General features: G+C 64.4%; 15 protein-coding genes. 4 read left to right on the top strand and 11 right to left on the bottom strand.

The window, feature by feature from the left end; translation table 11 throughout:
- Positions 1 to 792: 792 nt before the first annotated feature.
- The gene (locus A4F85_RS01805) at positions 793 to 1,044 is read right to left on the bottom strand and encodes a putative hemolysin (RefSeq protein ID WP_063325456.1); all 252 of its coding nucleotides are present in this window, start codon (positions 1,042 to 1,044) and stop codon (positions 793 to 795) included.
- A 134-nt stretch (positions 1,045 to 1,178) separates the two neighbouring features.
- Between A4F85_RS01805 and A4F85_RS01800 the strand changes: the two genes are divergently transcribed.
- On the top strand, positions 1,179 to 1,466 hold the full coding sequence (locus tag A4F85_RS01800) for an H-NS histone family protein (protein WP_012205896.1): 288 nt from the start codon (positions 1,179 to 1,181) through the stop codon (positions 1,464 to 1,466).
- A 1,026-nt stretch (positions 1,467 to 2,492) separates the two neighbouring features.
- Positions 2,493 to 3,281, top strand: a complete 789-nt coding sequence (locus tag A4F85_RS01790; RefSeq protein ID WP_063325454.1) for a class I SAM-dependent methyltransferase — start codon at positions 2,493 to 2,495, stop codon at positions 3,279 to 3,281.
- Positions 3,282 to 3,330: 49 nt separating this feature from the next.
- On the opposite strand, the gene A4F85_RS01785 is transcribed toward A4F85_RS01790, so the two are convergent.
- From A4F85_RS01785 to A4F85_RS01770, 4 genes are all read right to left on the bottom strand, one after another.
- The gene (locus A4F85_RS01785; protein ID WP_012205894.1) at positions 3,331 to 3,612 is read right to left on the bottom strand and encodes a hypothetical protein; all 282 of its coding nucleotides are present in this window, start codon (positions 3,610 to 3,612) and stop codon (positions 3,331 to 3,333) included.
- 151 nt (positions 3,613 to 3,763) lie between these two features.
- On the bottom strand, positions 3,764 to 4,030 hold the full coding sequence (locus A4F85_RS01780) for a hypothetical protein (RefSeq protein ID WP_063325453.1): 267 nt from the start codon (positions 4,028 to 4,030) through the stop codon (positions 3,764 to 3,766).
- On the bottom strand, positions 4,027 to 4,209 hold the full coding sequence (locus tag A4F85_RS01775) for a hypothetical protein (protein ID WP_225970971.1): 183 nt from the start codon (positions 4,207 to 4,209) through the stop codon (positions 4,027 to 4,029). The genes A4F85_RS01780 and A4F85_RS01775 overlap by 4 nt, the downstream gene beginning before the upstream one ends.
- Before the next feature lie 161 nt (positions 4,210 to 4,370).
- Positions 4,371 to 4,781, bottom strand: coding sequence for a hypothetical protein (locus A4F85_RS01770; protein ID WP_013802153.1), 411 nt, complete (start codon positions 4,779 to 4,781; stop codon positions 4,371 to 4,373).
- Positions 4,782 to 5,601: 820 nt separating this feature from the next.
- Between A4F85_RS01770 and A4F85_RS01760 the strand changes: the two genes are divergently transcribed.
- Entirely contained in the window at positions 5,602 to 6,801 is a 1,200-nt protein-coding gene (locus A4F85_RS01760) for a COX15/CtaA family protein (RefSeq protein ID WP_063325925.1), read from the top strand.
- Positions 6,798 to 7,703, top strand: a complete 906-nt coding sequence (gene cyoE, locus A4F85_RS01755; protein ID WP_012205889.1) for a heme o synthase — start codon at positions 6,798 to 6,800, stop codon at positions 7,701 to 7,703. Before A4F85_RS01760 ends, cyoE begins: the two co-directional genes overlap by 4 nt.
- Before the next feature lie 72 nt (positions 7,704 to 7,775).
- Here cyoE and A4F85_RS01750 read toward each other — a convergent pair whose 3' ends face one another.
- The 6 genes from A4F85_RS01750 to cyoB all read right to left on the bottom strand — a co-directional run bounded on the left by A4F85_RS01750 (position 7,776) and on the right by cyoB (position 13,630).
- A complete protein-coding gene (locus A4F85_RS01750; RefSeq protein WP_013802156.1) occupies positions 7,776 to 8,312 on the bottom strand; it encodes a response regulator transcription factor in 537 nt (178 codons plus the stop codon).
- Positions 8,313 to 8,341: 29 nt separating this feature from the next.
- Positions 8,342 to 9,643 (bottom strand): ATP-binding protein, encoded by a 1,302-nt coding sequence (locus tag A4F85_RS01745; RefSeq protein ID WP_013802157.1) that lies wholly within the window; start codon positions 9,641 to 9,643, stop codon positions 8,342 to 8,344.
- Between the two features lie 129 nt (positions 9,644 to 9,772).
- Positions 9,773 to 10,486, bottom strand: coding sequence for an SURF1 family protein (locus A4F85_RS01740; protein ID WP_063325452.1), 714 nt, complete (start codon positions 10,484 to 10,486; stop codon positions 9,773 to 9,775).
- A gap of 71 nt (positions 10,487 to 10,557) precedes the next feature.
- Complete coding sequence (gene cyoD, locus A4F85_RS01735) at positions 10,558 to 10,998, bottom strand: cytochrome o ubiquinol oxidase subunit IV (protein WP_012205885.1); 441 nt, start codon at positions 10,996 to 10,998, stop codon at positions 10,558 to 10,560.
- On the bottom strand, positions 10,999 to 11,631 hold the full coding sequence (gene cyoC, locus A4F85_RS01730; RefSeq protein ID WP_012205884.1) for a cytochrome o ubiquinol oxidase subunit III: 633 nt from the start codon (positions 11,629 to 11,631) through the stop codon (positions 10,999 to 11,001).
- Complete coding sequence (cyoB, locus tag A4F85_RS01725; protein WP_013802159.1) at positions 11,624 to 13,630, bottom strand: cytochrome o ubiquinol oxidase subunit I; 2,007 nt, start codon at positions 13,628 to 13,630, stop codon at positions 11,624 to 11,626. The genes cyoC and cyoB overlap by 8 nt, the downstream gene beginning before the upstream one ends.
- Positions 13,631 to 13,669: the final 39 nt, after the last annotated feature.

Below are 13,669 nucleotides of genomic sequence, written 5' to 3'. Positions count from 1 at the left end.
GGTCACCACGGACCAGAAAAATGTGAGGAAAAAATGTCGCATCACAATCTCCTTCACGTCATTGAACAAGTGCGCGAACCGCCCGAATGCAAGCCTTCGCAAAACGTCGGAAGGGGCTGCGAGATCTGGTGCTGCGCAACTGAATGAGCTGGTAGCTGCCCCTTACCGGAAAGGCATCCAGGAGACTCCGGTGGTAGCGGGCATCAGGGTCCGGATTGAAAGACTCACTCGGTACGACTTGACTCATGCTTATCTCCATCAGCAGGGCATTGCGGGTCTCGGGACTGACGCTATTTCAACTGCTTGTGAGGCTTCCCTGTGCGAGCCAAGTCAGGGTGCTCATGTAGGTCGAGCATGCCCCGTATGTATGAGTTCTTTCGACACGGTGTCCGCTTGGAGCTGCGGCCGTTGAAGGGGCAACGAAAAGGGCCCGCAAGCGGCGAAGCTGCGGGCCCTGGAAGAAAAATGCCGATGCCGTGGTGGCGTGCCTGGGGAAGGGATTTGAGAGGGAGGGAGGAGAAAGCTCCCAGGCTCGGCGGAATCCGTTGCTGGCCACTATGCAGACCTTTTCTGAAGGAAAGCTTTACGTCGTGTAAAGAAGTTGCAGGTCTGCTGCGTGAAGTCACCCCGGATGGCCAAGTGCTGCGCGCTGATTTACCGCCGGAGGTCACGCGGTATTTGGACGGAACACGCCAGTACGTTGTGACCCTGATGGCCACCGAGGTGGAACTGCAGCAGGTTGACGGCTGGGCGTTAACGGCTTGCTTGTGGTTCGTGCAGAGCGCTATCCCACTACTTGGCCGGATGGTCCTTGCGGTACAGCGTCCACTCTTCCATTTCCGTGCCGTTCGGCAGCACGCAGATGCCTTCCTGGCCCTGGGGCGTCTTCTCCATCCGGACTTGTCCGCCGATTTCACCGCAATAGACCGATGCGGGATTGGCCATGCCCACGGAGGGTGCCAGCTTCTGTTGGGTGCATGCGCTGAGTGCCAGTGCCACCAGGGCCACCAGCGCGATTCCTGAGAGTTCCAGTGCTTTGTTCATTGCGCCACTCTATACCTCTGGAGGTTGGGAGTGTTGTTGCGTCCGCAACCTTCGGTTTGCGATGCAAAGGTATGTCAGCGCGGCATTTTGTGCATAGAATGCTGACTCGCTAGCATACAACCAAAGAAAAGTCCATGACACCTGATTACAAGACGCTCCTGCAGCAAAAGGCAGAGATCGAAGCACGCATCGCCGAAGTCCTGAAAGCCGAAAAAGGCGGGGCCATCGCCAAGGTTCGCGAGCTCGTCCAGCAATTCCAATTGACCCAGGAAGATGTGTTCAGCACGGGCAAGCGCAAGTCGCCCGTCGGTGCAGGCGTGCCCAAGTACCGTGATCCGTCCACCGGCGCAACGTGGACCGGCCGGGGCAAGCCTCCTGCGTGGATCAAGGATGCAGTGGACCGCACTGCCTTCGAAATCTGACCAACAGCCCGCACTCGCGGGCTTTGTCTTTTCTGGCCACTCGCGCTCAGTGAGCCCACGGCCGTTCACAAGCGTCACCTTGCGCCAAGGCCGACGCCCTTGTCATGCTCTGCGCTGATTGCCTTAGCTGTGCTTGTCCGACAGGGCCGGTCCCGGGCGGCGACCATGCTTGAGGCCATGAACAAACCTACTCCCAACACCCCGGGCCAAGTGCCCACCTCGTCGTCCCGCAACCGGTTCGCCACCAAGCGAACCATGTACATCGTTGCCGCTATCGTGGTTGTGGCACTGGTGATCATGTTTGTGCCCTGGTAGGCGCGCATCGACGTACCGCTCCCGCCCCCCGTTCATGTCCGCAAGGGCATGAGAAAGCCCGCCATCTGGCGGGCTTTCGTTTTGGGGAATCGCTTGCCTCAGTGCGCGTGGTGCGCCGTGGGTGCTTGCGCCGGGGGGAGTCGGGCCAACTTCTGCGAGCAGTCGCTGCACACATGCCACGCGTGGAATTGGCGGGCTCCTGTGGCGGGTTTTTCCTGTTCGCACTGGATGCAGAAGACGGCGGGGGCCAGGTCCATAAGCCGGATCGGCTCTCGGCCTTTCTTGGGACTACGCATAGCTCTCCTTCAAAGTGTTGCTCCTCGGTATCCATTGGGCGCCGGGTTGGGAAAGGCCGGTCGTCAGCGGGCGCGCCATGGCGCAGCAGAAGCCAGCGCCATCGAGGGTGCGTGTTCAACTTACAGCCAAGCCGTCTCACGGTTGTGACTTCCGCATGACCGTGTGGGGAACGCGCCGCAGTGGTTTGACAGTGCAATTTGCGCAGTCTTAGAATTTGCCTCTTCCATCCCTGCGACCGCTGCGAGCCTGACATGAACCTGTGACGCCTTCGGACCCTAGTCCGACCGATCCCCCCGAAGCCCATTCCCGGCCCACGGCGGACGCCCGCGTCACCACCTTCATGCCCGTTGACTGCTCCGCGTTTTCTGAACGCAACCTCGCGTCGCCGTGCGGCCTCTTTATGAAAGAGTGCCCATGACAGAACCCATCGACATCCTTGCCCACAACACCGCCGCCTGGAACCTGCAGGCAGCGAAAGACTGCGACTGGTCGCGCCCGGTCGACAGCGCTGAAATAGCCCGGGCCCGTGCCGGAAGCTGGCAGGCGCGGCTCACGCCCGGCCCCTTGCCAGCGGGCTGGCTGGATGATGTGTGCGGCCTGCGCATCCTCTGCCTTGCCGGCGGCGGCGGCCAGCAGGGGCCCATTCTTGCGGCGGCGGGCGCGCAGGTCACCGTGTTCGATGCCTCTGCCGGGCAGCTTGCACAGGACCGCCATGTAGCGCAGCGCGAAGGCCTTGCGCTGACCTGCGTGCAGGGCGATATGCGCGATCTGGGCGTTTTTGCAGATGCCGGCTTCGACGTGATCTTTCACCCCATCTCCAACCTCTACGTGCCTGATGTGCGGCCCGTATGGCGTGAATGCGCGCGGGTGCTCGCGAAGGGTGGGCGCCTTCTGTCCAGCTTCTGGAATCCGGTGGTCTTCGTGGAGGACCGCGATCCCGCGTTGCGCGAGCAAGGGCTCATGCGGCCTGCGCGGCGCCTTCCGTATTCCGATGTGGTGGATTTGCCGCCCGCAGCGCTTGATGCCAAGCGGGAGCGCAATGAGGCGCTGGTGTTCGGCCATACGCTGGCCGATCAGATCGGCGGCCAGCTGGATGCGGGGTTGGTGCTGACGGGCTTTCATGAAGACTGGCAGCCCCATGCCCGTTTTGTGATCGAGAAGTTCGTGCCGACCTTCATTGCGACACGTTCGGTGAAACTCTGAAGGTGCTGCGGCCTGGCCTTGCCGCCCTCAGCTCGTCCTCAGGTCGCCCTCAGGTGCGCAAGGCCGGCGTCCAGGTCTGTTGCTGGGCGGGTTCGGTCACGGGCTGCGCCGGCTTCGGTCGGGGTGCTGGGCCCTTGGCCTGGGACGATGGCTGGGCCTGCCGTGCTTGCTCGGCGCCGGATTTGGCCAGCAGCATCATCACGGCCATGCAGATCAGCGTCAGCATGAGCACCACGCAGATGGGGCCCAGATCCACGGAGGCGATGTCCAGCCCCTTCAGCGACTGCCAGCGTTCTGAGCGTACTTCCAGTGGTTCTTCGGGATCGGCCATGGCACCTCCACTGCGTTGAGTGTGGACACATGCTAGGCGTAAGTGAGCATGCAAACAATATGGGGACTTCGCCAGGATGTGAGGGTATACAGCAGCCCCGGCTCGGTTGGCTTCACGCTTGAAGGCTCTTTCCGCTGCTGCCGTGTGACAGCTACTTGACCCACATCAACTGCACCGCCACGGCCAGGGCGATGGCCAGCAGCCCCAGCAGCACGGCCATTGCCACGACGGTGACCGCCCTGCGGCGCTTTGCCTTGCGGGGGTTGTGCAAACGGGGCGGGGTGGGAGGGGGTTGCGTGGCATCCAGGGCCGCAATTCTTGCCAGCCAGTCTTCGGCTGTGGGCAAGGTGGGGGTGGGCGATGCGCAGGGTGAGGCGGGGGGCGATGCGGGTGGTGAGACGGGCTTGCCACGGTTCATGGCTCCAGCTCCTGCCGCATTTCCTCCAGCACCTGGATGGCTCCCTGGATCATGGCCTGTCTGTGCTCCAGCGCAGCCTTTTGGGCCTGCAGCCGGTCCAGCTGCTCGGCGACCAGCACCTCGTCGGCCCGCAGCTTCTTCAGCCGCTCCTGTATGGCCTCCATTTCCGGGGCGCTCATCTGCCAATCCTCCAGCATCGAAGGGCGCGGAGCGTGGCCCGGACCCTTCTCACAATTCACACGAATGCCGGCAATTATCTGTGCGCCTTAGTGATTGGCTATGAATGAATTGACATAGATTGTCATTGACCGGCGCAGAAGGCCGAAGGCTGTGCAGTTGTTCAAAGCAGCCAGGTCCTGTTGGGCCGGTTGCCGTCGATTTCCACAAGTCCTGCGTCCTGCAGTATGGGCAGGATGTAGGTGATCACCACGGCTGCGTTGTCGTTGGCCTGTTTGGCCGCAAAGCCCAGAAAGCCGGGCCGGTGCTGGCTGGAGGCCACGATGCAGGGCCGCTCGGCGCCGTGATGCTCCTGGGCCAGATGGCGCAGCACGGCGCCGAAGGCTTCCCGCCTTATGCGCACCGTGTTGCCCTTGTGCGTTCTGACTTCCAGGCCGCTGTCGCTGCGGCGGATGACAGTGAAGGACGCGGTGCGTCCCTTGTCGGGCGTCTTCAGGGGCTTGTCCTGGGCGATGCCGTCCCAGAAGGCATTGAAATCGTTGTTGGAGAGCACGCGCACGAAAAAGAGGTCCATTGCCTGGAGGTTTTCTTGGACGTGGAGTCTCCCTGGCTTCGACTGGCCGAAGATGAGCAAATCTGAGCAGAGCCGCTCAATGTGCGAGAAATTTGAGGAAGATCCGGCCTTGCCGCGTTCTGACCTCGGTCCCTTCGATAAAGCCCATCAGTCTGGCCGAACCGTCCATGGAGTACAGCGCCGGTCCATCGATGCGGTAGATGGGCCTGGTCCCGCACCGGACGAATTCATCGCCTTCGACACGCCCGATTTCGTTTCCGTGCCCATCAAGCACAGTCCACGAGCCTCCTGCAATCATGGCCTCACCCGGCAGTTGCCGGTTCCCAAGTGAAACCACCAATCTAAGGAACGCGAGGTGTCTGAATCTGAGCGAATCTGAGCAGTCGTGTAAAGCTGGGCCGCCGACGCCTTGGGCAGGGTACTGTGGAAATTCGTGTGCGCCAGGCCCAAGCCGCATCGCACCGGCCAAAAGAAGCTGGCTGCGATCTAGGGGCACTGCATGCGTGGGCGATTGAGCGGTTCGCAGCCAAGTAGAATTGTTTCATATCAAAGACATGCTGCTCTGAAAGTTGCAGCGACCGGGCCCGCTTGGCGGGCCTTGTGCATGGGGCGCGGTCCCGCAGCCGGTATCTGGGTGCATGTCCTGATTCTCTGTAGGCCCGGCCTGCGATCCAATCTCGCGCATGGGGCTGAGCCTTCTCGTCAAATTGCTCTCATTTATGAAGATCTGCTGTCGCCAACCGGATGCGCCTGCGGCATTGCCTTTCGGCTTGCCCGGGGGCCGTGCCGTGTGGTGCACGCCGCGCTGCGGAGGGCGGGCGTGAGCGAACAGGCGCTGTACGATCTGGCCCCCGTTCTGGAGCTGATGCTGCTGGGCCTGTTGCTGGCGCTGGGCCCCCTGGCCTGGGTGTGGCTGCGCAACCGCAGCGGCGGCTCGCTCAAGCGGCTGCAGGCGCTGTCGGTGCTCACGCTGTTCCTGACCTTCGATCTGGTGCTGTTCGGCGCCTTCACCCGCCTGACCGATTCCGGCCTGGGCTGCCCCGACTGGCCGGGCTGCTATGGCAGCGCCAGCCCCATGGGCGCCCGCGCGCAGATTGCCGAGGCCCAGGCCGCCATGCCCACCGGGCCGGTGACGCATGGCAAGGCATGGATAGAGATGGTCCACCGCTATCTGGCCACCACCGTCGGCGTGCTCATCATCGCCATGACCATCATGGCCTGGCGGCGCGCGCGGCGCCTGGGCAGGGCGGGTGGCGCAGGGGTCGAGCGTACAGGGGCGGAGGGCACAGGCGGTGCCCTGAGTCCGTGGTGGCCCACGCTGGCGCTGTTCTGGGTCTGCCTGCAGGGCGCCTTTGGCGCCTGGACCGTGACCATGAAGCTTTTCCCGGCCATCGTGACCCTGCACCTGCTGGGCGGCACGGGGCTGCTGGCCTTGCTGTGCGTGCCCGCCGTGGGGCTGAGCCGTGCTGCGCGCCAGCAAGGGGCGACCGTGATTTCACCCGCGCTGCGCGCGGGGCTGTGGCTGGGCCTTGCGCTGCTAGTGCTGCAGGTGGCGCTGGGCGGCTGGGTCAGCACCAACTATGCGGTGCTGGCCTGCAGCAGTTTCCCGACCTGCCAGGGCAGCTGGTGGCCGGCCATGGATTTTTCGCAGGCGCTGCAGATCTGGCGTCCGTTGGGCATGCTGCAGGACGGCAGCAACATCAGCTTTGCGGGCCTCACGGCCATCCACTATCTGCACCGCCTGGCGGCCTATGTGGTGGTGGCTGCGCTGGCCGGGCTGTGGTGGCGTTTGGGTGAAGTGCCCGCACTGGCGTCGCAGCGCCGCGTGCTGGGTGCGTTTTTGGTGCTGCAGGTGCTGACAGGCCTGTCGAACGTGGTGCTCGATTGGCCGCTGGTGGCCGCGGTGCTGCATACGGGCGGCGCAGCTGCGCTGGTGACCGTGATTGTTTGGTGCCTGGCGGCCAGCCGCCCGGGCGCACTGCGGGACGGTCTGCCGGTTGCCCGTGGAGAGATTGCATGAGTAAACAAGCTTCCCTGAGTGTCGAGCCCTCGCGCTGGACACAGTTCTATGCCCTGACCAAGCCGCGTGTGGTGCAGCTGATCGTGTTCTGCGCACTGATCGGCATGGTGCTGGCCGTGCCCGGCTGGCCCAACGCCGACCAGTGGCTGCACATGGCGCTGGCCTGCCTGGGCATCTGGCTGGTGGCGGGCGCGGCGGCCGCCTTCAACTGCCTGGTGGAGCGCCATATCGATGCGCGCATGAAGCGCACCTCCTGGCGGCCCACGGCGCGCGGCGAGCTGAGCAGCCAGCAGGCGCTGGCCTTCTCGGCCATCCTGTGCACGCTGGGCGCGCTGGTGCTGCTGCTGTGCACCAACCCGCTGACCATGTGGCTGACGCTGGCCACCTTCGTGGGCTATGCCGTGATCTATACGGTGATCCTCAAGCCTGCCACGCCGCAGAACATCGTGATCGGCGGCGCCTCCGGTGCCATGCCGCCCGTGCTGGGCTGGGCCGCGATGACGGGCCAGGTCGGTCCCGAGGCGCTGATCCTGTTCCTCATCATCTTCCTGTGGACGCCGCCCCATTTCTGGGCGCTGGCGCTGTATCGCGTGGAAGACTACCGCCAGTCCGGCTTGCCCATGCTGCCCGTGACGCATGGCAGCGAGTACACGCGGCTGCAGATCCTGCTGTACACGGTGATCCTGTTTGCGGCCTGCATGCTGCCCTTCATGTACGGCATGAGCTCCTGGCTGTACCTGGTGGTGGCCGTGGTGCTGAGCGTGGGCTTCTGTGCCTATGCCTTTGCACTGTGGCGCAATTACTCGGACCAGCTGTCGCGCAAGACCTTCCGCTTCTCGCTGATCCACCTGAGCGTGCTGTTCCTGGCGCTGCTGATCGATCACTACCTCTGGCTGGGCTGATGGCCTGAGGGCCATGGGCGCGCAATGACAAACCGGGCCCTTGAGGCCCGGTTTGTCTTGGTGCCTGCCGCCTTACTTGATCTGCCGCTTTTCCAGCTTGCGCGCCAGCGTGCGCCGGTGCATGCCCAGGCGGCGAGCGGCTTCGGAGATGTTGAAATCGCTCTCGGCCAGGGTTTCGTGGATGTGTTCCCACTCCAGCGTCTTGATGGAGGTGGGGTTGCGTGACAGTTCCACGTCGGTGCGGCCTTCGAGGCGGCCGAAGGCGGCCTCGATATCGTCGGTGTTGGAGGGCTTGGCCAGATAGTGGCATGCGCCTAGCTTGACCGCCTCCACGGCCGTGGCAATGCTGGCATAGCCTGTGAGCACGACGATCAGCGCCTCGGGGCTGTGCTGGTGCAGCATCTGCACGCAGCTCAGGCCCGACGCGTTGCCCGCCAGCTTGAGGTCCATGACGGCGTATTGCGGCGAGTGCGTCTGCAGCAGCTCGCGCACTTCCTCGGCGCTGGCGGCCTGCAGCACGCGGTAGCCGCGCCGCTCGAACGAGCGCGTCAGCGTGCGCGCAAAGGTCGCATCGTCTTCAACCAGCAGCAGGAGGCGGGAGCTGTCCATGGGCGATTCGGGTTCCTGTGGGCGCCGCTTCAGGCGCCGGGTTCAATGGCAATCGATGACAGGGGCAGGCGGATCTCCACCTCACTGCCCCGCGGCGGGGTGTTCCTCACCTGAACGCGTCCGCCCAGCGAGCGCGCCACGTTGAGCACCAGGAACAGGCCCAGCCCCCGGCCCGGGCGCTCCGTCTTGGTGGAGATATGGCGCTGGCCCAGCTGTTCCAGCACGGCGGGAGCAAAGCCCGGTCCCTTGTCGCGCACGGTGATGCACAGCATGCCGGTGCGCACGGCCAGGTGCAGCGCCACATGGCGGGGGGAGGCTTCGGCCGCATTGTCGAGCACATTGCAAACCATTTGCTGCAACGCGGTATCGGAAAGAATGGGGAAGTCCTCGTCGGCCTGGACATAGTCGAAATGCTCCACGGCGTGGCGTGACTGCCAGTGCGCGACCACGCCGTCCATGAAGGCGCGCAGCGTGGTGGCCTGTGGCGCATCGGCGCGGGTCTCGCCGGCCGACATGAGCACGCTGGAGACGATGGACTTGCAGCGCAGCAGCTGCTGCTGCATTTCCTGCAGGTCGGCCAGCAGGTCGGGGTCTTGCGTGATGGCGGGCATGCGCTGCCAGTCGCCCAGGATGACGGACATGGTGGACAGCGGCGTGCCCAGCTCGTGCGCCGCGCCCGTGGCCAGCAGGCCCATGCGCACGATGTGCTCCTCTTCGCTGGCACGCTGGCGCATGTTGGCCAGCCGTGCGTCACGCCGGCGCAGGTTGGAGACGATGCGGCGCAGGAAGACGACCAGCAGCACCGTGGTCAGCCCGAAGCTGATCAGAATGCCGCTCACATACAGGCCGGGCAGCCCGTCCGGTCCCGCCGCGCCAATGGGCAGGGGCCAGTGCACGATGGCCAGCACCAGGGTGCACAGCGAGGTGCTGGCGACGATGATCCAGGCGTGCACGGGCCTGAGCAGCACGGCGCCCAGAATGCCCTGCAGCAGGAACAGATAGATGAAGGGATTGCTGGCGCCGCCGCTCAAATACAGCTGTATGGCCAGGGCCAGCACGTCGGCCAGCAGGGCCAGGAACAGGTTGCGCGCCGAGATCTGGCGGCGGTGGCTGCGGTACCAGTAGATGTAGCCAAGATTGGTGAAGACGCTGGCCATCAGCACCAGGGCCATGGCCGGCAGCGGCAGGGTGATGCCGAAGCCGTAGTGCACCAGGGAGATGGTGATCACCTGCCCGACCACGGCAAACCAGCGCAGCTGTATCAGCAGCTGCATGTTCTGGCGTTCGGTGGTGCGCTCGACGCGGAACAGGGACTCTGAAGGCGAATTCACGCGGGCGATTGTGCGCTACCGCAGGCAGCCGTGGCGCGGCAGGGTCTTGTAGAGGACTGGCGTAAAAAAGGCCACCGATGTCATCGGTGGCCCTGTTGCCTGCAGCGACGGCTTTACGGCCTTGCGGCCTTACGGCTTGCTGCTTGCCTGCCGGTCATTGCGCCTGACCAGCCAGGCCGCGCCGACCACCATCAGCGCCAGCCCGTACCAGGTCAGCGCATAGACCAGGTGGCTGTTGGGGAAGCGGATCACGGTCATGCCCGGGCGCGGCCAGGTGCCGTCTGCCACGGGCTGGCCCGGCAGGCCTGCGTCGATGAAGTAGGGGGCTGCATGGTCCAGACCCTGGGCCTGTGCAATGGCCGCCACATCGCGCGAGAACCAGCGCTGCTGCGCGGGATCGTTCTCGCGCAGGAAGCCGCCGCGCGGCTCGCTGACGCGCAGCAGGCCGGCCACCGTCACCGGGTCCTGGGGCGCCTGTGCGGGCTGATCCTGCCAGCGCGCGCGCTGCGCTGTGGGAATGAATCCCCGGTTTACCAGCACCTGGTTGCCGTTGTCCATCTGCAGCGGCGTCAGCACCCAGAAGCCGGCGCCCAATTCGGTCACGGCCTGGGTCAGCACGGTCTTGCCGGCCAGCCAGTGGCCGCTGGCCTGCACGGCGCGGTACTCGTGGTCGGCGGTCGTGATCTGCGGCCATTCGGCGGGCGGGGGCAGAGCCGCGGGCGCGGCGTGCACGCGCTGGTCCACACGCTCTATCAAGTCCAGCTTCCAGGCACGGCGCTGGACCTGCCAGCTGCCCAGGAAGATGAAGCCCAAAAACAAGGCGATGCCCACCGAGATGAGCATCGCCTGAGCGAGTGGGCCACGCCGGCGCGATGCGCCGGCGTGGCTGGAGGGCCCGGAGTTTCCGGATGCGGTCAAGGCGTGACCGAGGCCGGAGCCGTCTGCGCGGCAGGGTCGGCCGGCATGGTGTGCTGGGGCATCATGTTGGTGTTCATGTGGAACATGACCCACAGGGTGCCCGCAATGCCGATGGCCACGAAGACCACGGTGAAGATGGTGGACAGCAGGGTCCAGCCGCCTTCGATCTTGCCGTTCATGTGCAGGAAGAAGACCATGTGGACCAGGATCTGCACCACGGCGAAGCCGCCGAGCACCATCACGGCCGTTGCACGGTCCGAGATGACATTGCTCATCACCAGCCAGAACGGAATGGCCGTCAGGATGATCGAGAGCACGAAGCCCCACATATAGCCCGAGAACGTGCTGTGCGGGCCTGCGTCGTGGTGGTGATCGTCATGGCCGTGATGGTCGTGGTGACCGTGGCCATGGCCGGCGTGGATGTCGTGTGCAGCCATTTACAGCACCCCCATCAGGTAAACAAAAGTGAAGACGCCGATCCAGACCACGTCCAAGAAGTGCCAGAACATCGACAGGCACATCAGGCGGCGGTTGTTCTCGTGCGTCAGGCCGTGCTTGTTGATCTGGATCATCAGCGTGACCAGCCAGATCAGGCCGAAGCTCACGTGCAGGCCGTGGGTGCCCACCAGCGTGAAGAACGAGGACAGGAAGGCGCTGCGCTGCGGGCCTGCGCCCTCGTGCAGCAGGTGGGAGAACTCATAGAGTTCCAGGCCCAGGAAGCACAGGCCGAACAGGCCGGTGATGGCCAGCCACAGCTGGGTGCCGCCCAGCTTGCCCTGCTGCTTTTGCAGCATGGCGAAGCCGAAGGTGATGGACGACAGCAGCAGGAAGGCCGTGTTCATCGCCACCAGGGGCAGGTCGAACAGCTGGGCGCCCGTGGGGCCTGCAGCGTAGTTGCGGCCCAGCACGCCATAGGTGGCGAACAGCGCTGCAAAGATCAGGCAGTCGCTCATCAGGTAGAGCCAGAAGCCCAGAGCGGTGCCGTTTTCGGGATGGGGCTCCTCGGCGAGGTGGTACTCGCGCGGGGCCAGGGCGGCAGCGCCGCCTGCGGTGTAACGGGTATCAGACATGACGTGCCAGCTGTTGTGTGCGCAGTTCTTCCGTGGCCGCGACTTCCGCGGCGGGGATGTAGTAGTCGCGCTTGTAGTTGAACGTGTGGATGATCGACGCCAGCACGGTGGCGGCGAACGACGCAATGGCCAGGGGCCACATGTGCCAGATCATCGCGAAGCCGAAGACCGTGGACAGCGCGGCGATCACGACGCCGGCGCCGGTGTTGGACGGCATGTGGACGGGCTTGAAGCCGGTCAGCGGACGCTGGTAGCCGTGCTTCTTCATGTCCCACCAGGCATCGATCTCATGCACCACGGGCGTGAAGGCGAAGTTGTACTGGGGAGGGGGCGAGGAGGTGGCCCACTCCAGCGTGCGGCCTTCCCATGGGTCGCCGGTCACATCACGCAGCTGGTCGCGCTTGAAGTAGCTGACCACCAGCTGGATCAGGAAGCTGCCGATGCCCAGTGCCACCAGACCGGCGCCCAGGGCGGCGATCACGAACCAGATCTGCAGCGAGGGGTCCTCGAAGTGGTTGGCACGGCGTGTCACGCCCATCAGGCCCAGCACGTACAGCGGAGTGAAGGCGACCCAGAAGCCGACCAGCCAGAACCAGAACGAGCACTTGCCCCAGAACTCGTCGAGCTTGTAGCCGAAGGCCTTGGGGAACCAGAAGTTGATGCCGGCGAACACGCCGAACACCACGCCGCCGATGATCACGTTGTGGAAGTGGGCGATCAGGAACAGGCTGTTGTGCAGCACGAAGTCGGCCGGGGGAACGGCCAGCAGCACGCCGGTCATGCCGCCGATGGCGAACGTGCACATGAAGCCCACGGTCCACAGCATCGGCACCGTGAAGCGGATGCGGCCGCGGTACATGGTGAACAGCCAGTTGAAGATCTTGGCGCCCGTCGGGATCGAGATGATCATCGTCGTGATGCCGAAGAAGGTGTTCACGCTGGCGCCGGAGCCCATGGTGAAGAAGTGGTGCAGCCAGACCAGGTAGGACAGGATGGTGATACACACCGTCGCGTACACCATGGAGGTGTAGCCGAACAGGCGCTTGCGGCTGAAGGTGGAGACGATCTCCGAGAAGATGCCGAAGCAGGGCAGGATCAGGATGTAGACCTCGGGGTGGCCCCAGATCCAGATCAGGTTCACGTACAGCATGGGGTTGCCGCCCAGCTCGTTCGTGAAGAAGTTCGTGCCGACGTAGCGGTCCAGCGACATCAGCACCAGGGCTGCGGTCAGGATGGGGAACGAGGCCACGATCAGCGCGTTGGTGCACAGGGCGGTCCAGGTGAAGACGGGCATCTTCATCAGGTTCATGCCGGGTGCGCGCATCTTGATGATGGTCACGATCAGGTTGATGCCTGACAGCGTGGTGCCGACGCCGGCCACCTGCAATCCCCAGATGTAGTAGTCAAGCCCGACCCCGGGGTTCTGCGCCCCCAGGTTGGACAGTGCCAGCCAGCCGGAGGTGGAGAACTCGCCCAGGAACAGCGAGATCATCACCAGCACGGCGCCGCCCGTGGTCATCCAGAAGCTGAAGTTGTTCAGGAACGGGAAGGACACGTCGCGGGCGCCGATCTGCAGCGGCACCAGATAGTTCATCAGGCCGGTCACGAAGGGCATGGCCACGAAGAAGATCATGATCACGCCGTGGGCCGTGAAGATCTGGTCGTAGTGGTGCGGAGGCAGGTAGCCCAGGTTGTCGCCGAAGGCCATGGCCTGCTGCAGGCGCATCATCAGCGCGTCGGCAAAGCCGCGCAGCAGCATGACCAGACCGAGGATCATGTACATGATGCCGATCTTCTTGTGGTCGATGCTGCACAGCCAGTCGCGCCACAGCGGGCCCCACAGGCGGAACTTGGTGAGCAGGCCCAGCACGGCAAGGCCGCCGAGCACCACGGCGATGAAGGTCGCCAGCACGATGGGCTCATGCGCCATCGGGATGGAGTCCCAAGTGATGCGTCCCAGCAGCCAGTGGGCCTGTGCCGGGGAGGTATGTTCAGACATATCGAGTCTCTTAGGTCGTGATGGGAGCGGGCGGCGGTC

Origin of the sequence: Delftia sp. GW456-R20, from assembly GCF_001622915.1 — a bacterium.
Lineage (GTDB): Bacteria > Pseudomonadota > Gammaproteobacteria > Burkholderiales > Burkholderiaceae_C > Comamonas > Comamonas acidovorans.
The sequence above is the reverse complement of the archived record's forward strand: the minus strand, read 5'-3'. Positions and strand labels throughout refer to the sequence as shown.

Coding starts and splice junctions, on each gene's coding strand:
- A4F85_RS01805 (WP_063325456.1), bottom strand. CDS start 1,044: ATGAACAAAGCACTGGAACTCTCAGGAATCGCGCTGGTGGCCCTGGTG.
- A4F85_RS01800 (WP_012205896.1), top strand. CDS start 1,179: ATGACACCTGATTACAAGACGCTCCTGCAGCAAAAGGCAGAGATCGAA.
- A4F85_RS01790 (WP_063325454.1), top strand. CDS start 2,493: ATGACAGAACCCATCGACATCCTTGCCCACAACACCGCCGCCTGGAAC.
- A4F85_RS01785 (WP_012205894.1), bottom strand. CDS start 3,612: ATGGCCGATCCCGAAGAACCACTGGAAGTACGCTCAGAACGCTGGCAG.
- A4F85_RS01780 (WP_063325453.1), bottom strand. CDS start 4,030: ATGAACCGTGGCAAGCCCGTCTCACCACCCGCATCGCCCCCCGCCTCA.
- A4F85_RS01775 (WP_225970971.1), bottom strand. CDS start 4,209: ATGAGCGCCCCGGAAATGGAGGCCATACAGGAGCGGCTGAAGAAGCTG.
- A4F85_RS01770 (WP_013802153.1), bottom strand. CDS start 4,781: ATGGACCTCTTTTTCGTGCGCGTGCTCTCCAACAACGATTTCAATGCC.
- cyoE (WP_012205889.1), top strand. CDS start 6,798: ATGAGTAAACAAGCTTCCCTGAGTGTCGAGCCCTCGCGCTGGACACAG.
- A4F85_RS01750 (WP_013802156.1), bottom strand. CDS start 8,312: ATGGACAGCTCCCGCCTCCTGCTGCTGGTTGAAGACGATGCGACCTTT.
- A4F85_RS01740 (WP_063325452.1), bottom strand. CDS start 10,486: ATGCTCATCTCGGTGGGCATCGCCTTGTTTTTGGGCTTCATCTTCCTG.
- cyoD (WP_012205885.1), bottom strand. CDS start 10,998: ATGGCTGCACACGACATCCACGCCGGCCATGGCCACGGTCACCACGAC.
- cyoC (WP_012205884.1), bottom strand. CDS start 11,631: ATGTCTGATACCCGTTACACCGCAGGCGGCGCTGCCGCCCTGGCCCCG.
- cyoB (WP_013802159.1), bottom strand. CDS start 13,630: ATGTCTGAACATACCTCCCCGGCACAGGCCCACTGGCTGCTGGGACGC.